The 19,942-nt window shown below is 57.8% G+C and carries 19 protein-coding genes and 2 pseudogenes; 14 read left to right on the forward strand and 7 right to left on the reverse strand.

Annotated elements, in window-relative coordinates:
* Positions 1–48: 48 nt before the first annotated feature.
* The 3 genes from H8K11_10095 (at position 49) to amrB (ending at position 3,077) form a co-directional block, all read left to right on the forward strand.
* Entirely contained in the window at positions 49–894 is an 846-nt protein-coding gene (locus H8K11_10095; GenBank protein ID MCS6264097.1) for a hypothetical protein, read from the forward strand.
* A 4-nt stretch (positions 895–898) separates the two neighbouring features.
* Positions 899–1,654, forward strand: a complete 756-nt coding sequence (locus tag H8K11_10100) for a hypothetical protein (GenBank protein MCS6264098.1) — start codon at positions 899–901, stop codon at positions 1,652–1,654.
* A 160-nt stretch (positions 1,655–1,814) separates the two neighbouring features.
* Entirely contained in the window at positions 1,815–3,077 is a 1,263-nt protein-coding gene (gene amrB, locus H8K11_10105; GenBank protein ID MCS6264099.1) for an AmmeMemoRadiSam system protein B, read from the forward strand.
* A gap of 511 nt (positions 3,078–3,588) precedes the next feature.
* Here the strand turns inward: amrB and H8K11_10110 are convergent.
* The 4 genes from H8K11_10110 to H8K11_10125 form a co-directional block, all read right to left on the reverse strand.
* Positions 3,589–3,972: a hypothetical protein gene (locus tag H8K11_10110; GenBank protein ID MCS6264100.1), complete on the reverse strand. Its 384-nt coding sequence runs from the start codon at positions 3,970–3,972 to the stop codon at positions 3,589–3,591.
* Between the two features lie 238 nt (positions 3,973–4,210).
* On the reverse strand, positions 4,211–4,411 hold the full coding sequence (locus tag H8K11_10115) for a hypothetical protein (GenBank protein ID MCS6264101.1): 201 nt from the start codon (positions 4,409–4,411) through the stop codon (positions 4,211–4,213).
* 1 nt (position 4,412) lies between these two features.
* Entirely contained in the window at positions 4,413–4,718 is a 306-nt protein-coding gene (locus H8K11_10120; protein ID MCS6264102.1) for a BrnT family toxin, read from the reverse strand.
* Positions 4,719–4,833: 115 nt separating this feature from the next.
* Positions 4,834–5,424, reverse strand: a complete 591-nt coding sequence (locus tag H8K11_10125) for a peptidylprolyl isomerase (GenBank protein ID MCS6264103.1) — start codon at positions 5,422–5,424, stop codon at positions 4,834–4,836.
* A gap of 426 nt (positions 5,425–5,850) precedes the next feature.
* Here H8K11_10125 and H8K11_10130 point away from each other — a divergent pair, with 426 nt between their 5' ends.
* From H8K11_10130 to H8K11_10170, 9 genes are all read left to right on the forward strand, one after another.
* Positions 5,851–7,374 carry an MBL fold metallo-hydrolase gene (locus tag H8K11_10130; protein ID MCS6264104.1) on the forward strand — a complete coding sequence of 508 codons (1,524 nt, stop codon included), beginning with the start codon at positions 5,851–5,853 and terminating at the stop codon, positions 7,372–7,374.
* 196 nt (positions 7,375–7,570) lie between these two features.
* The gene (locus H8K11_10135) at positions 7,571–7,771 is read left to right on the forward strand and encodes a hypothetical protein (GenBank protein MCS6264105.1); all 201 of its coding nucleotides are present in this window, start codon (positions 7,571–7,573) and stop codon (positions 7,769–7,771) included.
* Between the two features lie 281 nt (positions 7,772–8,052).
* The gene (locus H8K11_10140; GenBank protein ID MCS6264106.1) at positions 8,053–8,298 is read left to right on the forward strand and encodes a hypothetical protein; all 246 of its coding nucleotides are present in this window, start codon (positions 8,053–8,055) and stop codon (positions 8,296–8,298) included.
* 214 nt (positions 8,299–8,512) lie between these two features.
* A complete protein-coding gene (locus H8K11_10145; protein ID MCS6264107.1) occupies positions 8,513–10,123 on the forward strand; it encodes an SAM-dependent DNA methyltransferase in 1,611 nt (536 codons plus the stop codon).
* 2 nt (positions 10,124–10,125) lie between these two features.
* Positions 10,126–11,328: a restriction endonuclease subunit S gene (locus H8K11_10150; GenBank protein MCS6264108.1), complete on the forward strand. Its 1,203-nt coding sequence runs from the start codon at positions 10,126–10,128 to the stop codon at positions 11,326–11,328.
* 4 nt (positions 11,329–11,332) lie between these two features.
* Positions 11,333–12,262: a HipA domain-containing protein gene (locus tag H8K11_10155; protein ID MCS6264109.1), complete on the forward strand. Its 930-nt coding sequence runs from the start codon at positions 11,333–11,335 to the stop codon at positions 12,260–12,262.
* Positions 12,259–13,029: an HIRAN domain-containing protein gene (locus H8K11_10160; GenBank protein MCS6264110.1), complete on the forward strand. Its 771-nt coding sequence runs from the start codon at positions 12,259–12,261 to the stop codon at positions 13,027–13,029. The genes H8K11_10155 and H8K11_10160 overlap by 4 nt, the downstream gene beginning before the upstream one ends.
* Positions 13,030–13,035: 6 nt before the next feature.
* Positions 13,036–16,215: a type I restriction endonuclease subunit R gene (locus H8K11_10165; GenBank protein ID MCS6264111.1), complete on the forward strand. Its 3,180-nt coding sequence runs from the start codon at positions 13,036–13,038 to the stop codon at positions 16,213–16,215.
* Between the two features lie 511 nt (positions 16,216–16,726).
* A complete protein-coding gene (locus H8K11_10170; GenBank protein MCS6264112.1) occupies positions 16,727–17,206 on the forward strand; it encodes an NUDIX hydrolase in 480 nt (159 codons plus the stop codon).
* A gap of 201 nt (positions 17,207–17,407) precedes the next feature.
* Here the strand turns inward: H8K11_10170 and H8K11_10175 are convergent.
* Together H8K11_10175 and H8K11_10180 are read right to left on the reverse strand one after the other, a co-directional pair.
* Positions 17,408–17,560, reverse strand: a pseudogene (locus H8K11_10175) (type II toxin-antitoxin system PemK/MazF family toxin).
* A gap of 10 nt (positions 17,561–17,570) precedes the next feature.
* Positions 17,571–17,747, reverse strand: a complete 177-nt coding sequence (locus tag H8K11_10180) for a hypothetical protein (GenBank protein MCS6264113.1) — start codon at positions 17,745–17,747, stop codon at positions 17,571–17,573.
* A gap of 195 nt (positions 17,748–17,942) precedes the next feature.
* Between H8K11_10180 and H8K11_10185 the strand changes: the two genes are divergently transcribed.
* Both H8K11_10185 and H8K11_10190 read left to right on the forward strand, forming a co-directional pair.
* Complete coding sequence (locus tag H8K11_10185) at positions 17,943–18,194, forward strand: DUF433 domain-containing protein (GenBank protein ID MCS6264114.1); 252 nt, start codon at positions 17,943–17,945, stop codon at positions 18,192–18,194.
* Positions 18,191–18,558: pseudogene (locus tag H8K11_10190) on the forward strand (DUF5615 family PIN-like protein). The gene H8K11_10185 and the pseudogene H8K11_10190 overlap by 4 nt, the downstream one beginning before the upstream one ends.
* A gap of 111 nt (positions 18,559–18,669) precedes the next feature.
* Here H8K11_10190 and H8K11_10195 read toward each other — a convergent pair.
* Complete coding sequence (locus H8K11_10195; GenBank protein ID MCS6264115.1) at positions 18,670–19,914, reverse strand: MFS transporter; 1,245 nt, start codon at positions 19,912–19,914, stop codon at positions 18,670–18,672.
* Between the last annotated feature and the right edge of the window lie 28 nt (positions 19,915–19,942).

The raw sequence follows: 19,942 nt of genomic DNA on the forward strand, positions 1-19,942 counted from the left end.
CTTTCCCTTTCACGTTTCACCTTTTACGTTTCACGTCCGGGAGCAAGCGTGACCTTCGCTGAACGCATGTTGCGGATCGACCGGCGGATCATCTTTCTGGTGATCGGTCTCTGTACGCTCCTGCCGTTGCTCTTTCCCGTGGGACTGCCCATCAAGATTTCGTCGGAAGTGCGCGGGGTCTACGACTACATCGAAGGTTTGCCCGAAGGGTCGGTCTTCCTGTTATCGCTGGACTTCGATCCCGCGTCCAAACCCGAGCTCTATCCGCAGGCCATCGCGATCCTGCGTCATGCCTTCAAGAAGAATCTGCGCGTGGTCGCCATGACCCTCTGGGTGTCCGGAACCGGGTTGGCCGATCAAATCCTGTCGCAAACCGCGAAGGAAGCGGGCAAGGAAAACGGGAAGGACTATGTCTTCCTGGGCTGGAGTCCCGGCGGCAGCGCCGTGATCCTGAACATGGGGCAGGACCTCTACAACGCCTTCCCGGCGGACTATGGCGGCAAGGCAACCAAGGGCCTGCCGGTGCTGGCCGGGGTGCAGAACCTGCGCGATGTGACCTATGCGGTGAGTTTGGGTGCAGGCAATCCCGGGGTCGAAGCCTGGTACGTCTTCGGCAAGGACAAATATAAGTTCGAACTCGGAGGCGGCTGCACCGGCGTCATTGCGCCCGGCCTCTATCCGTTGCTACGCAGCGGCCAGATCAACGGCTTGATCGGCGGCTTGCGCGGAGCGGCGGAATACGAAACCTTGATCGGGCAGAAGGGGAAAGCGGTCGCCGGGATGGATGCGCAATCGGCCACGCACCTCGCCATCATCGTGCTCGTTGCCATCTGTAACATCTTTTACTTCTCGTTGCGGCGGCAGCAGCGCCGGCACGACGGGATAGGATCGTAGCCGCATGGATCTTTCGTTCGACGTCATTCTCGGCGCCTGGATCGCCACAGGGTTGACCCTCTTCATCCTGTCGTTCCTGTATGAAGACAACCCACTGTTCAAACTCGCCGAACATCTCTACGTCGGCGTGTCACTCGGGTATACGATCGTTAAAACGTACGACACGGTGGTCATGACCCTCATCGTGCGCCCGATCCTCGACAAGGGCGAATGGTCGCTGCTGATCCCGGTCGCCATCGGCATGCTCATGCTCACGCGTTACGTGCCCAAGGCCGCCTGGCTCTCGCGCTATGCCTTCGCCTTTATCGTGGGCATCGGCGCCGGACTTGCCATCCCCCGCACCATTTCATCGTTTATTCTGAAACAGATCGAGGACACGGTTCGCCCGCTCCTGGCCGTGGCCCCGGGCGGCGGCATCACGTTCGACTATTCGCTCCTGAACCCCGCAAGCCATGTAAACGGCATCATCATTCTGATCGGGGTAGTCTCGGTCCTGTTCTATTTCTTCTTCTCGGTAGAACATTCAGGACCGGGCAAGGCGGTTGCGCGCGCCGGCATCCTCTTTCTCATGATCTCCTTCGGCGCAGCCTTCGGCTATACCGTCATGGCCCGCATGTCGCTGCTGATCGGCCGCCTCACGGACCTGATTGAATTCTCCGACGCCTCCTACGGTCGTCCCACGCTCTGGCTCTTCCTCTTGACCGTCGCCACCCTGATTGTCCTCAGCCGGCGCGGCAGCGCCCATCCGCCGAAACAGTAGGCACCGGGCTGACACCCGGTGCCGTCGTTCGTCGCTCGTATCTCGTCGTTCGATCCGAGAGACGCATCTTCTCCCCCCACGAGAGACGTTTCACGTTTCATGTTTGACCTTTCACGACTGACCTTGCCCACCTTGCGCCTGAGAAGTTCGCTCCGCTACAATGCCGCTCATTATGGAATCAACGCCGACCATCGCCGCCAAAGATCCTGCGCAGTACCCGCTGTTGCGTAACCTCCAATTCTCGCCGATCAAGGAAGGGGAGGAGCAGTACATTGTCCTCTGGGACCCGACCGGGTTGAGCAAGGAACGACTGGTCCTGCCGATGAATTATTTCTTCATCGTGCAGCACCTCGACGGGGAGCACAGCGTCCAGGATATCGGCGCGCTCTACCTGAAGCGGTTCGGCGAGTTCCTCATGCCGAATAAGGTCGAGCAGCTACTCGCCGATCTGGACACGAAACTCTTCCTGGAAGGAACACGCACCGAACAGGCCAAGCAACAGGCGTTGACCGCCTATCGCCAGGCCCCCGCGCGACTCCCGCAGTTTGCCGGCCGCAGTTACGAAGCCGACGCCGCCAAACTCCGCGCCCAGATCAACGGGTTCTTCATTTCGAAAGAGGGACCGGAGGTCAAGAAGTCCGAGCATGCGGGTAAGCTCATCAAGGGGCTCGTCGCGCCGACCTATGAACTGAAACATGCCGGACCGATCTATGCCTGGGCCTACAAAGAATTACAGGAAGCCCAGCAGCCGGACCTGTACGTGCTCATCGGCACCGCCTACTCAGGGCTCGAACATCCGGTGGCGATGACGGACAAAGATTTCGAGACACCATTGGGGCTCGTGAAGGTCGACCGCACGGTCACCGATCGCCTGCGCGAGCACATTCCTTCAGCCTTCACCGACGAATTGGCACATCACAATGAACATGCATTGGAATTTCAGCTGCCGTTCCTGCAAGAGAGTCTCGGCAAGGACCGGCCGTTTACGATTGTTCCGATCCTCACATCGTTTTCGGCGGACAGCCTGCGCGATCCGCAAATACGGGAGCAGGTCGAGACGTTTCTTCAGGCCCTGAAAGACGCCCTCGTGGCGACCGGCAAGAACTACTGTGTGGTCGTGGGAGCGGAACTGGCCCACATCGGCATGCGGTACGGCGACTCGGCGCCGCCGACGGATTTCTCCTTCCACCGCTGCATGCAGATCGATCTCGAAATGCTCAAGCACGTCGAGAACCGAGACCCGGAAGAGTTCGCGAAGTTCATTCAAAAAGAAAACGATCAGCGACGCATCTCCGGCTTCTCACCGATCTACTCCTTGCTGCGGTTGATTCAAGCGGAAACGGGCCAGGTACTGCGGTACGATCGCGGAATCACGGATCAGTATAATTCGACGGTGACCTATGCCAGCATGGCCTTCTTCTAGGTCAGGCTGCTGAAAAAGCCCGCCACCTGCGTTCTCAGCTCGACAAAATCCTCAACGTAGCCAGAGGCTACGCCTCCGGTTTTCTCTCGCCTGCGGCCTTGCTGGGCGAACTTTTTGAGCAGCCTGCGCCGGAAGTCACGCCGTCATCCTAGGTACGCCTCGCTCCTTCGCTAGCTGCGGCCTAGGTGGACCATCGTTTTGACCGTTCTGCGTGAAACCTTCTGAAACAGGCACCCAGCTTCGTTCTCCCCTCGAAACCATCCTCAACGTAGCCCCCATGGGAAAAGAGCCTGTCCCGGCAGGCTCAGGGTGGGCGGGTAAGACTGTCACGCCTCCGGTGCTTTCCTCGGATGCGGCCTCGCTGGATGACCTGTTTGAGCAACCTGCAATCCTCCGCCCTCGGTAGACGGCTTTTTGAGCAGCCTGCGCCGGAAGTCACGCCGTCATCCTAGGTACGTTGAGGCTCTGAATGATGCGAGAACGACGCTGGGCGGCCTTTGTGAGCAGCCTGCTAATACGCGGGCATGCCGCCGGCCGGATCGGTATATCTGGTGGGTATGGTAAAGCGATCCCAGGTGGTGACGACGCCTTCTTCGAAGTACACACGAAAGGCGCTTGTGATGCAGGCATCCCGGCCGATGGGCGGGTAGAGCCAGACCGTGACCATCCGGCCTTCGTCCTCCACGTCTTTTTTACAGACCGGCGACCCGAGTGCGAGGTAGACCTGATCCTGGTTCATGCCGCGCAGAATCTTCCCGCGATCGATGGCCCAGCGCACGCCGTCGGGGTAAGAGGGATAGTGGTCGGTCATCAGACGGTGACGTTCCGTGTCGCACCCGGACAGCGCTATGGCTGCCAGGAGAAAGCCCATGAGAATGACTCGTTTCACCAGCACCCTAGGCGTGCTCCTTTACCTTATGTGACTCATGCTCGAAACGGAAAAAACCAGAGTGGAAAGCGCACTGCCGCCCTAAAAGTCAAAACGATGTCTTAACTCAGAGCAATGGTTGTGAAGGAAAACGGGAAGGGCGTCAATCCGTCACGGAAAGGCATACGAATACCCCAGAAACATGCGGAGGGGGGATTCCTTGTGACGGTAGCAGAGCGATACAGTAGGCTGCAGACCCTATAATTCAAGATAACGATTCCAGAAACTCAACATCTTTTTTGAGGAGCTGATTCACGAGTTCTGCAACAGGCTTTCCGTTTCTCTTTGCAATCCGCTCGAGCCCTCGTCGCGTCGCACTATCGACGTAAATGGGCAAGTGCAAATCAGCGTGTTTTCGGAAGAATTTTCCACGAACCGCTTTAGAAAAATCGTACTCGCGTTTCATATTACACCCTCCGATATTGCTTCACTTCGTTCCTCGTCGCTTTCCGGGCAGATATCAACCTAATTGTCGCGCTCTCATTGCTTGTCTCTTGAAACGTGTGGCAGGCGACAAGAACTACCCCAGCACTGTCCATACCAAGCGTAATCCACCGCTCCTCCTGATCACTATGCTGCTCGTCAAACTCAGAGAGAGCGTCCGGATCTAGAAAGATAGAGGCGGCCCGTTCGAATGGAATACTGTGTTTGCGAATATTGCTGCGGGCTTTGGTTCGATCCCACTCAAAACGATACTGAAATCTCTTAGCCACGCGCGATTATTTCACACTCATGAATTGGAGCCAAGTGAAGAGTGAGGGGGCCTCTGAGGCTTGAGGTGGAATCATTGTATTTCGGGAGTAACGAATCGAAGGAGTAGTGCCAAGCCTATTCCTTCACCGTCACCTTCATGCGAATCGGCTCGAGCGGGTTGTCGCGCTCGTCGCAGGGCAGCTTCGCGATCATGTCGATGATTTCGATCCCCCGGATGATTTCACCGAAGATGGAATAGCGTCGGTCCAATCCGCCGTTATCCTGGATCGAGATAAAGAACTGCGACCCGTTGTCATTGAAATCTCTGGTGCTGCTGCCGTCGCGCGGCATTTTCGCCATGGAAATGGCGCCGCGTTTATGCGGCCGGTCGTTCGGCTCGGGATTCAGAAAGTACCCCGGCCCGCCCGTGCCGTGCGAGAGCCGATCGGATGTCTTGCTCAGCGGATCTCCGCCCTGGATGATGAACCCCGGCACCACGCGATGAAACGTGGTGTCGTCGTAGAAGCCCATCTTCGCCAAGTTGATGAAGTTTTCCACATGGCGCGGGGCATCGTCCGGGTAGAACTTAATCCTGATTTCCCCGAACTTGGTGGTGATCGTGGCACGCGGATCTTTTTTCTGAAATTGCATGGTCATGGCGCAAATGTAACAGGGCGGGGATTCCAACGGCAAGAGGGCCGATCCGGCATGCACCGGACGACGCATCACGAACGACAGCCTCCGTTTTGACAGACGTGATTTCTCACGGTGAACGGCGTATTCTCTGTCGAAACCATCGAGCCGCCGATGACCGAGCTCAGCGGACGGTTACGCCCAATGGAAGCACAGTCGGGAAATCGCCTGCACCCGCAGGCTGCTCAACAAAGCCATCCAGCGAGGCTGCAGCGTGAGACCAGGGACACGACAATTGTTCGCAGGCTGTTCAGAAAGGCTGTCCGGGAAGGCCGCAGGAAGCACGGCGACTGAGGAGGTACATACCAAACTTCGTTTGACCCGTTCGCCGTGACAGATACTCCTGGCGAACGGATATACTCCACCAGTAGTCCCGTTTTATCTCCCATACGTCGCAGGGAGACGTGCGACCGAGAACGCCGCCGGCAGTCTTTATCAACAGCGTGCGAGGGAGGGCCTATGCCTGACACAATGGTGCTCAATGTCGATCTGGCGGATGTGTGGGAACAGCGGGGACGGAAGAAGCTCATCCGGACCATTGCCTGGGGCGACGAAGTCACGGTGTTAAAGGTCGCCGCCACACACCTGGAAGTGGCCATCACCGTCTTTCGCGAAAAACCCGACGGCAGCATCCTCCCCGAATCCATCACCGGCTATATCGAACCAACCAAACCCATCAAAATCGCTAACCTGACCAGGCCCCTCGCAGACAATCAGGTCCTGAAGGTCAATTTCGTCGATGTCCAGCAGGGCGACGGCTCGGTGATCGAATCGCCGGACGGGAAGATCATCCTGGTCGATGGGGGAGACAACCAGATGTTCGCGCGGTACCTGGCCGGACGATTTCGAGGGACCACGGCCGAGAAGCCACAACCCATCGACTGCATCCTCGTCACCCATGGAGATGCGGACCATTTCGCCGGCCTTCCGGAGATTCTCAAGTCGGAAACGAACAAGGTAAAACGCAAGCGCCTCTTCATGCAGCCGAAGCGGGTCTATCACAACGGCATCGTGAAGCGCCCGAGCAAGATCAACAACAAGGCCGTTCCCGACACCAAACTGCTGGGGCCGACCAAAACAGTCAACGGACAACTCTACCTCACGGGGCTGGAAGACAATCTGCTCGACGTGGCCGATGCGGACATGAACGAGCCGTTTCGAGAATGGAAAAACACCTTGGCCACCTACAACAGCCGGAGTGAAGTAGCGTTCCGGCGTCTCCAGTTCGGAGACAACCAGGCCTTTGAGTTTTTCAATCTGGGCGATCTGCGCATCGAGACCTTGGGGCCGATGACCACCACCGTGGGCGGCCAACCGGCGCTGAAGTTTCTCGGAGAACCACCCAAAGGACCGAGGATCGGGCATGACTCGCTGAGCGAGAGCGACGAAGGCTTCACCGGCCACTCTGCCTCCCACACCATCAACGGCCACTCGATCGTTTTCCGTCTGGTCTATGGCGGCTTCAGCTTCCTATTTTCAGGCGATCTCAACGATGAAGCCAGCAGGACTCTGGCGCGGGAACACAACCGGGGCAACCTAAACTTACGATCGGAAGTGTTCAAAGTACCCCACCATGGGTCGGCCGATTTCTCCGGCGCCTTCATTCAAGCCGTCTCGCCGATCGTGAGCGTCGTGTCGAGCGGGGACGAAAGCGCGCGCAAAGAATACATCCATCCGCGAGCCACGCTCATGGGAGCCCTGGGAAAATGGTCGCGAGTCCCCGAACCGCTCATCTTCGTGACCGAGTTGGTCGCGTTCTTTGAGGAGGAGGGGCCGTCCCGTCTGCAGGACGAGAAGAAGGCCAAGAAACGGGGGCCATTCTACGGATTCAGCCGCACCGCCTATGGCCTCGTGAAAACACGCACCGACGGCAAACGCCTGTTCGTCTATACCGACAGCGGAAACGTCCAGATGAAAGAGGCCTACGCCTATCAACTGGATTCGTCCGGCGTCCCTCAACCGGCGGAGGTCAACCGCGCCTGATGGGCAGGGGTGGCTCAAGGCCCAGCGGACGAGTGAGGTTTCACGAGCGAGTTATCCCTGATGTATATCGTGCCCGTGCTCCGCGCCGCTGACCAGAAGGGGGTGTAGGAGAATGCCTAACAGTTGTGTCCGGATGGTCTTCAGACCATAATGCACCTGTTACATGTGGCGCTGGTGGCCTGAAAAGGAGGCATCGATGTCGACGGCGGAGAAAATCTTCAAGGAAGCACAGAAACTTCCGGACCCCCTCGCGCAAGAGGTCCTAGATTTCATCGGATACATTGAAATGAAGCATGGCCTCCGGGATCGTCTCACCGAAGAATTGAAACAGGCACAGGAGCCGGCCATGCGCCATGTGTGGGACAACCAGGACGACGAGGTCTGGAATGGCGTGTAAGCCAGGCGATCTGGTCTTGATCCCCTTCCCCCCGCTTTTCTCCTTCCCCCACGAGATACGCTTCACGAACAACGAGCGACGGTTTTTTATCCTCCTGTGACCCCGGATGTCACGGTCATCGAGTACAGTAGCCGGTGAGCGGACAGGAGGGGAGGTTGGCCATGCAATCTACAAGGCTTCCGGCGATATTTATGCTTCTCGCGTCGGCCTCGGCGACAACAACCTGGGCAGAGCCGGGATTCGATGAGAAGTACCAGCGGGACTTCAACATCTTCAATCCCATCAACCAGTATCAGCCAGCCAACCCGTTCAACCCCGCCAATGCCTACAGTCCGGACAATCCGTTTAACCCCGTGAACCAGTATGATCCCAACAACCCGGCCAATCCCATCAACCAATTCAATCCGAACAATCCGTTCAACCCCATCAATCGGTATCGCCCGGAGAATCCGTTGAACCCGATCAACAAGTACAACCCCAACACGCCATTCACGCCGTTGGATGGGGGAGCAGGATGGAAGCGGTGAGGCGACTCATGTCCTTCCCGATCACAGCGAAAGATTCTTCACGAGATACGATTCTTGGGGAATACGTTTCACCTTTCACGCTTCACGTTTCACGTCCCCCAGTCCCCTAGGCACCGACCAGTCGCTGTTGCCGGTAAAAACGCGGGTGATTAAAAGACGAGAACAGGTTATTCTTCGGCGGCCAATACGAGATCCCGACCAACGGAGAGCATACATGCAGTGGATCGCCCCATCGGAAAAGGACACTGCGACGGACGCGTTGGAAAAGCGTCTCTGGGATGCTGCCGACCAGCTGCGGGCCAATAGCGGCCTCAACGCCGCGCAATATTCCACCCCGGTCCTGGGCCTCATCTTCCTCCGCTTCGCCGATGTGCGTTTTGCAAAAATCAGGGCCGGTCTGGAGAAAATGGCCTCGTCGTCCAGGCGCGGCTCACGCGTGGACGAACCGGCCGCCTACCATGCCGAAGGGGTGCTCTATCTCACGCCGAACGCGCGTTTCGAAAAGCTCCTACATATGCCGGAGGCAAGCAATGCCGGCAAGGCGATCAATGAAGCCATGCGCGACATTGAAAAACACAATCCCCAGCTAGCCGGGGTGCTGCCCAAGACCTACGAAATCTTTAATAGCACGCTGCTGAAAGAACTCCTCAAGCGTGTCTCAGAGATCCCGGCCACCATCGACTACGACGCCTTCGGTCGCATCTACGAATACTTTCTCGGCGAATTCGCCCGTACGGAAGGGCAAAAGGGCGGCGAGTTCTACACACCTTCCGGCATCGTGCGTCTGCTGGTCGAAGTCTTGGAGCCCTACCATGGCCGCATCCTGGACCCGGCCTGCGGCTCCGGCGGCATGTTCGTCCAAAGCGCCCGCTTCGTCGCCCAAAACAAGAAGAACCCGTCGTCAGAATTGGCTATTCATGGGCAGGAAAAGGTCGCGGCTACTGTCGCCCTCTGCCGCATGAACCTGGCTATGCACGGCCTCGAAGGGGATATTAAAGAAGCCATCACCTACTACGACGATCTGCACAACAGCACCGGCAAGTTCGATTTCGTTCTCGCCAATCCTCCGTTCAACGTGAACGCGGTCGATAAGGAACGGCTGGAAGCAGAGGTCGGTAAAGGCCGCCGCTATCCCTTCGGCCTGCCGCGCACAGACAACGCCAACTATCTCTGGATTCAGCTCTTCTATTCGACGCTCAGCGGGAACGGTCGGGCCGGGTTCGTCATGGCGAACAGCGCCTCCGATGCGCGCTCATCCGAGCAGGAGATCCGGAAGCAGCTCATTGAAGCCCGCGCGGTGGATGTCATGGTCGCAGTCGGTCCGAACATGTTCTACACCGTCACGCTGCCTTGTACCCTCTGGTTTCTGGACAAGGGGAAACAGAAGACGCCTCGCGCCGACAAGATCCTGTTTCTGGATGCGCGGCAAATCTACCGGCAAGTTGACCGAGCCCACCGCGACTGGACCGAAGGCCAGATCGGCTTGTTGGCGAACGTCGTGAGGCTCTATCGCGACGAGGAACCGGACTTCACCCTCGGCGGGCCAGAGGCAGAAGCCAAACTCAAAGAAGTCTTCGGCAAGAAACTGAGGTTCGCCGATGTGCCAGGCCTGTGTAAGGCCGCCACCATCAAAGAGATCGAAGCGCAGGGCTGGAGCCTGAATCCCGGCCGCTACGTCGGCGTGGCACCGGGAGAGGAAGTGAGCGACGAGGATTTCAAGGAGCACCTCGAAGCTCTCAATGAAGAACTCGAAGCTCTCAATGCTCAGGCTCGTGAGCTTGAGGTAACCATTGCCAGAAACGTGGCGGAGATTCTCGAAGCCTAAAGATGACGTCTGCAGTGATTATAAGAACGAAGCTTAAGGACGTTTGTGACCGGATCACAGTCGGCCATGTTGGTCCCATGGCAGAGGAATATAGGGAAGAAGGAGTGCCGTTCCTGCGGTCTCAGAACATCGCGCCTTTTTCTCTACACTTGTACGACATCAAATACATTCCGCCAACTTTTCATGAAAAGCTTAAGAAGTCTGCCCTTCGACCAGGAGACGTTGCCGTCGTGCGTACTGGTTATCCCGGAACAGCGTGCGTTATTCCAGAATCTCTGCCAGAGGCGAATTGTGCAGATCTAGTCGTAATCACGCCGTCGGAAAAGCTAAATCCGTACTACCTCGCCGCAATCTTCAATTCGTCATGGGGAAAATCCTCTGTCGCAGGTAATCTTGTTGGTGTTGCACAGCAGCATTTTAATGTTGGTGCGGCCAGAGAAATGGAGATTACGCTCCCATCGCGAGCAATGCAGGATCAAATCGCGGGCATTCTGTCGGCCTACGATGACCTGATTGAGAACAATCAGCGGCGCATCAAAATTCTTGAGGAGATGGCCCGATCCCTCTACCGCGAGTGGTTCGTCCACTTCCGCTTCCCCGGCCACGATAAAGTCAAAATGGTTTCCTCCCCCCTCGGACCCATCCCTCAAGGCTGGGAAGTGAAGCCGCTGGGAGAACTTGCGACAGTCACCATGGGGCTTTCTCCAAAAGGTGATACCTACAATGAAGAAGGAAACGGCACGCCGCTGGTGAATGGACCTGTGGAATTTGGTGATCGGTTCACGAAGCGGATGAAGTGGACAACCGACCCCACTAAGTTCTGCAAAGAAGGCGACCTTGTTGTCTGCGTCAGAGGTTCGACGACCGGCAAATACGTGAAGAGTGACGGCATGTATTGCCTTGGTCGTGGTGTCTGCGGAATTAGCAGCAAGTACCAATGCTTCATCGAGTTACTCTTCGAGAGTGAACTGCCAATACTTCTCGGTCAGACTAGCGGTTCAACCTTCCCAAGCTGGACTGGCCCACAGCTAAAATCCCATCGTGTGCTATCTCCGCCAGTCGAGGTGATTGCACGATTCGATGCGCTTGTTCTGCCGATGAGTGCCGCTGTGCTTGGGTATTCACGTCAAATGAAAAACCTCCGCCGCACTCGCGACCTGTTGCTTCCGCGGCTGCTGTCCGGTCAAATCCCTCTAGCAAGCTAATCTCATGCCACCGCTTGATTCCTATCCCATCATTTCGCTCCGGAAAGAGGATGTGTTGGCCCCGGAAGAGATGGGCAGCAAACGGAAGGGGTGGGTACAAGTCGCCGGTGACTCCGAGCGCTGGCTTTTCAAGTATGCCCGGCTCAGTAACGGTCAAGTCACTGGTGAACATTGGGCCGAAAAGGTGGCGGCCGAAGTCGCCGAGTTGCTCCATATTCCCCATGCGCGAGTTGAACTCGCCACCCTTGACGGATCTCCAGGCTGCATCAGCCGACGCTTCCCCGAACTCGCCAGGCCCGGCGCCGAATTGATTCACGGCAATGACTTACTGGCCGGCGCGGGGTTCGGCTACGACCGTACCAAGCAGTTTCGTCAGAGCGACCACACCGTCGAAAATATCCTGGCTGCGATCTCGCATGTCTTCTCCGATCCGCAGGAGCAGGCATCGGCCTTTCGACAAATGGCCGGCTATCTCGTACTCGATGCCCTCATCTTGAATACGGACCGGCACCATGAAAACTGGGCGCTCATTCGGGTGATGCACCAGGATGGAAGGGTCACTCACGAAATGGCACCCACATTCGATCATGCCTCTTCCCTCGGTCGGAATGAACCACCGGACAAATTGGCGACTTGGCTGACTGAACCAGGGCGTCCCGAGTGGTACGCGGGCAGAAACCGTTGCCAGGGAGGAATCTATCTTCGATCCGACGATGCCCACGGAGCCAATCCTCTCAAGCTTCTGGAACTGGTAGTGCGGAAATGGCCTGACTATTTTGCGCCCTGGTTGCCACAGGTGGAAAATGTTCAGGAAGCGGCCCTTTGTGATACAGTTGGGCGGGTTCCGGCTGAGACCATCATTCAGGCCCAACGTGAGTTTGCAAAGGCGTTGCTGCGAGTGACTCTCCGACGGGTCAAAGACATTCTCTTATGAAAACCCTATTCCTGGCCTGGCAAGACAAACGGCTCCGCGGTGACCATGTGGACGGCACCCGAGCCTGGTTTCCCATCGGCCGATTGGATGCCGAACCGAAAGCTTCTCACTACCGCTTTTCCTACACCCGTGGCGTATTGCAGGCAAAGGAGAAGGCAGGGTTTCAACCGCTTGACGCTTTTCCGAAGTTTGATGCCCTGTACGAATCCTCCGAGCTGTTCCCGCTCTTCCAGAATCGGCTCATTAGCACGAAACGGGAGGATTACGCCGAGTATCTGCAGCGGCTCGATTTGTCTCCGGAGCAAGCGGACCCGTTTGAAATTCTGGCGATCAGCGGGGGAGGGCGACAGACGGACAATTTAGAAGTGTTCCCTAAAATTCAGGCCCGCCGTGACGGCAGCTTTTCCTGCCGCTTCTTCTTGCACGGCTGGCGCCATGTGAACGCCCCATCGCAAGATCGGGTGAATGGGCTTCGGCCAGGCGAACCATTACAGGTATCGATCGAGTTGAATAACCCCGCAACCGGCCTGGCAGTCCAGCTTGAGACGGCCAACGATTATTTCATGTTGGGTTGGGCACCGCGTTACCTGATTCAAGACGTGTTGCGTGCCGTTGCAGGTGGACCGAATAACATGACCGCACGCGTCGTCCAGCTCAATCCACCGCCTGCTCCTCACAATCAGCGCGTGCTCGTCGAGCTCGAAGGCCGCCTGACTGCCGGCTATGAACCGATGAGTAGCGATGAATTTCTTCCACTGCGTTCCTAACGGCGCATGGCCCACGCCTACTCTGAAGACCAGCTCGTCGAACAACCCGCCATTACTCTGCTTGCCGAACTTGGCTGGCAAACTATCTCAGCCTTAGAGGAGGTTTTAGGACCTCACAGCACATTAGGCCGCGAGACCAAAGCTGAATCCGTCTTGCTCTTGCGCCTTCGTGCGGCCCTCTGCCGTCTCAATCCGACATTGCCTCCGGAAGCGCTCTCAACAGCAATAGATGAGCTGGCTCGCGACCGGTCAGCGATGAGCCTCGTGGCGGCGAATCGAGAGGTCTATGGGCTTCTGAAAGAAGGCATTCCAGTTTCCGTTCCCGATCCAAAAGGCGGCGGGCAGAAAACCGAGCGTGTCAGGGTCATCGATTGGGAGAATCCTGCTGCGAATGACTTCCTCCTGGTGAGTCAGTTCAGCGTGACGGGGTCGCTCTACACTCGTCGGCCTGATCTCGTTGGATTTGTGAATGGGTTGCCTCTCGTCGTGATCGAGTTGAAGAAGCCCGGTGTGCCGGCGCAGCAGGCGTTCGACGACAACCTCACCTGTTACAAAGCCGACATTCCCCACCTCTTCTGGTTCAACGGCCTGATGATCGCTTCCAATGGAACGGAAAGCCATGTGGGATCGCTCACGGCTGATTGGGAACGGTTCTTCGAGTGGAAACGGATCGAACGCGAGGATGAACCACGCCGCGTATCGCTCGAAGTGATGCTACGAGGGACCTGCGAGCCATCGCGCCTGCTCGATCTGCTCGAAAACTTCAGCCTCTTCTCCGAGCACAAGGCGGGGCTGGTCAAAGTGCTGGGGCAGAATCACCAATTCCTCGGCGTCAACAATGCAATTGCCGCGACCTTGGCCGCTCGGAAACAGGGCCATGGGCAGGGAGGCGTCTTCTGGCAGACGCAGGGGTCGGGCAAGAGTCTCGCGATGGTGTTCTTCGCCCAGAAGATCCTTCGCAAGGTTTCCGGGAACTGGACCTTTGTGGTGGTAACAGATCGTGTCGAGCTGGACGACCAGATCGCGAAGACCTTCAAGGCTTGTGGCGCTGTCAGCGAGACGGAGAGCGATCGGTGCCATGCACAAAGCGGCGCACAACTTCGGCAGTTGCTTGGTGAGAATCATCGCTATGTCTTCACGCTCATTCATAAATTCCAAACTCCTGAACTGCTGTGCGACCGCTCCGATGTGATTGTCCTGACCGACGAAGCGCACCGGAGCCAATACGACCAGCTGGCGCTGAATATGCGTGCGGCCCTGCCTCGTGCGCTCTTTTTAGCTTTTACCGGCACGCCTTTGATTGCAGGTGAGGAGCGGACCCGTGAGGTATTCGGCGACTATGTCTCCATCTATGACTTTCAGCAGTCGGTTGAAGATGGCGCGACGGTGCCGTTGTTCTACGAAAACCGGACGCCGGAACTCCGCTTGGAGAATCCGAACCTCAACGACGATATCTACAACCTGATCGAAGCCGCCGGACTGGACGAAGAGCAGGAGAAACGGCTGGAGCGAGAACTGGGGCGGCAATATCAGCTGCTCACGCGGGACGACCGGCTTGAGACCATTGCTCAAGACATTGTCCAGCACTTCCTCGGGCGGGGCTTCCAAGGCAAGGCAATGGTTATTTCCATCGACAAGGCGACAACCCTGCGGATGCACGACAAGGTCCGGGCGCACTGGAAAGCCGAAGAGAAGCGCGTCGAGCAGGAGCTGGCCAAGCTCACCACCTATGGAACCAAGCCCGCCAGTCCTGATCGCGTCAGGGAACTCAGAGCGCGACTGGATATCATACGCACGACAGACATGGCCGTGATCGTTTCGGCTGCTCAGAACGAGATTGCGGACATGAAGAAACTGAGCCTCGACATTGCGCCGCACCGGAAGCGGATGAATGATGACAGGCTAGACGAGAAGTTCAAAGAGGCGAAAGACCCGCTGCGCCTTGTTTTTGTCTGCGCCATGTGGCTGACCGGTTTCGATGCGCCGAGCTGTTCAACCATCTACCTCGACAAGCCGATGCGGAACCATACGCTGATGCAGACCATTGCCCGAGCCAACCGCGTATTTCCCGGCAAGCATAGCGGCCTCATCGTGGACTACGCGAACGTCTTTGCTTCGTTGGAGAGGGCACTGGCGATCTATGCCAAAGGCCGTGGTGGGGAGCAACCCATCCGGGACAAGCAAAAGCTCGTGGAGAGCCTCCGCCAGGCAATCACGAAGACAGAGGCCTTCTGCCGTGCGCATGGCGTCACTTTGAAAGAAATTGAGCAGACTCCAGCGGGGACTCTTGTGCGGCTGACGAAAATTGCTGAGGCGGTCGAATGCCTGATTTCTCCCGATCCCCTTCGCAAGGACTTTCTCGGTCAAGAAAGTTGGGTACGGACTCTCTTCCAAGCGGTGAAGCCGGACCCCTCCGCGCTGGAGTGTGCCTCGCGCGTGGCCTGCCTGACGACCATAGCCGAAACCATCCGTGAACGCACGGGCGACGGACCGGCAGACATCTCAGCCGTGATGGCCGACCTGAATAAGATTCTGGATGCTTCCGTGGCTGCGGATGGCTTTCACATTCCCCAGGGAAAATCCGGTCATGGCGTGATCGACCTGACAAAGATTGACTTCGATGCCCTGGCGAAACGTTTTGGAAAGTCCAAAACCAGGAATATCGATCTGGAGCAACTGAAAGCGGCGATCCGTTCCCAACTGGACACACTCGTTCGCGTGAACCGGACCAGGGCCGACTATTTGACGAAGTTCGAAGAGCTGATCGAATCCTATAACGCGGGCAGCCGGAATATTGACGAACTGTTCAAGGAACTCCTCGCGCTCAGCTGTAGTTTGAACGAAGAGCAGGAACGGCATATTAGAGAGCGTCTCTCCGAAGAAGAACTCGTGGTGTTCGATATTCTGACGCGCCCAGCGCCGCAGTTGAGTACAGAAGAACGGGCTGAGGTAAAGAAGGTCGCCCGGGATATGCTGCAGAAGTTAAAGCAGCTTCTGGTGTTGAACTGGCGTCAGAAGGCCTCGGCCCGCTCGCAGATCAAACTCACGATCGAAGATCTCCTAGACCAGGGGCTTCCGCGTGCGTATACGCCGGACTTGTATCAGCAGAAATGCTCCGCAGTGTTTGAGCACGTCTACGAAACCTATGGGGATCGGGGAGCAAGTGCATATCCTGGACCCGGGTAACGATGGCCCAACCCCTCAGTCTCTCAACCCCTCACTCCCGCAACCCCTTGCTCGCATCGATCTTCATCCACATGACACCACCCACATTTGAGACCACATTCATCACGCCGACAACCTACTCGCCTGGATCTTCGAGAATCCGGTCAACCGCGCAGCCTACTTTCCGTCACTCGCGCCATCGATGCCGCTTCGAAAACCGGCGCCGGTCGGTGAGCATCACTGTACGGCCTGCTTGACAGGGTGACGGAGACTGCCTAGCCTGATTGCTGCCCCCTTGCACTTTGCGGCTGCCCAACTTCGATTCCCACCGGAGTAAGAGAGACGTCGATGATCCCGGCGTCGTTTTTCAGTCCGGTATCCGGGGAAATTGATGGAAGCTGGAAGGTCCGAAGAGTTTTTCGAACAGGGCCCGGCCCTATCCCTCATCGACTGCGTGCACGACGTGGACGCAACCCGGTTACGGCATCCAGCCTCCGCAGCCTCATACACGTCGGATTGGAGGAATCATCACATGAGTCACCATGGCAAGACGAAAGCGCAGAAGGGCTCGCTGCCGGCCACGACCATCACGCCGGTTGTGGCGGCGATCGGCGTGGTGTTGCGAGGCGACCAGATTCTACTCGTCCGCCGCGCGAATCAGCCGGACGCGGGGAAGTGGGGCTTTCCCGGTGGCAAGATCGAGCCGGGTGAACCGATCCAGGCTGCCGCTGCACGGGAGGTGGCGGAAGAGACCGGCCTCGTCGTGCGCCCGCTGCACGTGTTCACGGCGGTCGACGCCTTCCATCGGAACGCGAGTGGACAGTTGGTGACCCATTATGTGTTGATCGCCGTATTATGCGAGTGGATTTCAGGCGTCCCGCAGGCGGGCGGTGATGCGTTGGAGGCGGAGTGGTTCCCGGTCGAGACGTTGGACTCAGTCGACATCGTCATGAGTGTTGACGTCGCACGCGTCGCCTCGATGGCTGCGAGGGTCCGTGACGACGTACAATGACCGCGCCGAACGTTTGTGTAATTGTACCCGTCAAACACTCACGCCACCGCCTCACTCCCTTAGCCCCTCGCTCGCATCGATCTTCATCCACATTACGCCGGCGCAGAGGGCGATAAGTGCGGCCACGAGTAACGAAGCCGTCCAGCCCCAGTGGTCGGCCAGCCAGGGCGTGAGGCTGGGGGAAATGGGACTGTCGAAGGATTACGGGGCAAAGAGTTCGGCGAGCAGAGTGAGGACCTGCGCGCGTGTCACGTCAGTGATCGTTCCTACACGCTTGACCAAGCGGCTTTTGTCCACTGTCCGGATTTGATCCAGCACAACCTGCCCGGACTTACCTTTAAATCGAAGCGGGACACTACCATGTTCATTCGCTCCGATCCCATGTAGACACCGCTGCAGATTCCTGATCCAGCAGGTGGTCATCCCCGTGACGATGCATCTGTTCAAACGCTTGACGCCAACCGGCGCGCGGCTTGGATAACGAGCGAATGACCAATTGCCCGTGCTGAGAATTTCCGATTCGTATGGGACGTGCCTTCATTCCAACCTCCTCTGCTCCATGAACAAACTTTCCCGCACTGCATTAGGAACGAACCACATACCTCCGCGTAGTCGGGGCAAGATAATACAATGAAAGGGGTTCTGAATCTTGCTCTACCGCGAGTCGCCTTATCACGGAAGCATCTGTTTTCTTCTCTATCCAAGTACGCTATCATGCGGGTAAACGAGGTCTGCCATGGATGAACAACTGCTCCTCAAACGCATCACGGTGAACCCGAAGATTTTTTCCGGCAAGCCCATCGTTCGAGGTCGGCGGCTGGCCGTCGAACACGTGCTGGGGATGCTGGCCGCCGGTGACACGCCAGAAACCATTCTTCATGGCTATCCGTGGCTGGAGCCGGCAGATATCCAAGCCTGCCTTGCCTATGCCCATCGACTCGTGGGCCATGAGCGGATCGAGCCACTGCCTCTCGAATCGGCTTCGTGAAACTTCTGCTCGATACCTGCATTTGGGGTGGCGCCGTCGGTCCACTGCAATCCGCAGGGCACGATGTCGTCTGGGCCGGAGACTGGCAACGGATCCTGGCGATGACGAGATCATGGCCTTAGCCCATCACGAAGGTCGAATTCTCATCACGCTGGACAAAGACTTCGGTGAACTTGCAGTCGTACGAGGTCAGGCACATGCCGGAATCATTCGACTCGCGATCTTGCCTGCCATCCAGCAGGTCCGATTCTGCTTAATGGTTCTCGCACGGTACGGGGTAGAACTTCAGGCCGGGGCCATTGTCACGATCGAGCCTGGCCGCGTCCGTGTTCGTCCCGCACCTTCCGATCCTGAACCTTCATAACAGCGTGACATCGGTTCATTCCACCACGGTAAACCAAGGCGTGCACCCGCAGCGGAGCTCCGGTAACCTGAGGTTCTACTAAAGCTTCTTTACCAGAACCAACTAGTTCTGCTACCTGTCCCATCCCTCGCTCGCATCGATCTTCATCCACATCACGCCGCCACAGAGGGCGATGAGCGCGGCCACGAGTAACGAAGCCGTCCAGCCCCAGTGGTCGGCCAGCCAGGGCGTGAGGCTGGGGGAAATGACACCGCCCACATTTGCGCCCATGTTCATCACGCCCGACAATGTGCCCGCATGCGTCTTGGAGAGGTCGGTGGTCACGCTCCAATAGGCGCCGACGGTGAAATAGAGCCAGCCGGCGCCGAGTGAAAGGCAGGCGATGGCCACCGTCTGGGAATCGACCCAGGCGCCGACGGCGATCAGTCCACCGGCCAGCCCCATGCCGATCATGCCGACGATCATTCGAGCCTTCGTCAGACCGAGGGCCGAGACCAGGCGATCGGTAGTCCAGCCGCCGAGCGGGCAGAACACAAGAATGGCCACGAAAGGTGCAGCCGCAAGCCAGCCGCCACGCAACAGATCGATCCCGCGTACGTTCACCAAGTAAAGATAAAACCAGGACATATAGATATAGGCGACGTAACCGAGACAGGCATAACTCAGCACCAGCCAGCGCAGGGATGACGAAGCGGCGAATTGCCGCCAGGGAACGACGACGCGCGGGTGTACGGACGCCGCGCCATCCGCAGCCTTCTGCTCTCGGGAACAGAGCACCCATAACAGGGCCACCAGCAGACCGATCAAGGCGGAGAGGTAGAAGACCGACTGCCAGTGATAATTCACCATGACCCAGGAGGCGAGGGGAGGGGTGATCGCGGCGCCGATGCCGATACCGCCGATGGCAATGCCGATACCGAGTCCACGTTGCGCCGGGGGAATCCAATCGGCCACGGCTCGATTGAAGTTCGGCAGGGCGACCGCTTCCCCGACACCGAGGAGGAAGCGCACGACGATGAGCGCCCCGACCGTCCCGACCATGGCGGCCAACGGCAGCGTTGCGGCCACCGCCGTCAAGGCCGTGAACAAGGACCACCAGACCAGCGCACCCGCCAGCACCACCCGGGCTCCCCAGCGATCGCCCAGCCAGCCGCCTGGAATCTGGCAGAGCGCGTAACCGAACACAAAGGCGGAAAAGATATAGCCCATGTCCTGGTCGGTGAGTCCATAGGCGGGCATCATCTGTCTCGCGGTGACGGAGATGTTGACCCGATCCATGTAGGTCACGGCGCTGATCGCGAACAGGAGCCCGAGAATGCCCCATCGCGGTTGTGTCGTCGCTCTGCCTGCTCTCACTCGCACCCCCGGTTTTTACTCACTCGTC

This window comes from Nitrospira sp. (genome assembly GCA_024998565.1).
Lineage (GTDB): Bacteria > Nitrospirota > Nitrospiria > Nitrospirales > Nitrospiraceae > Nitrospira_A.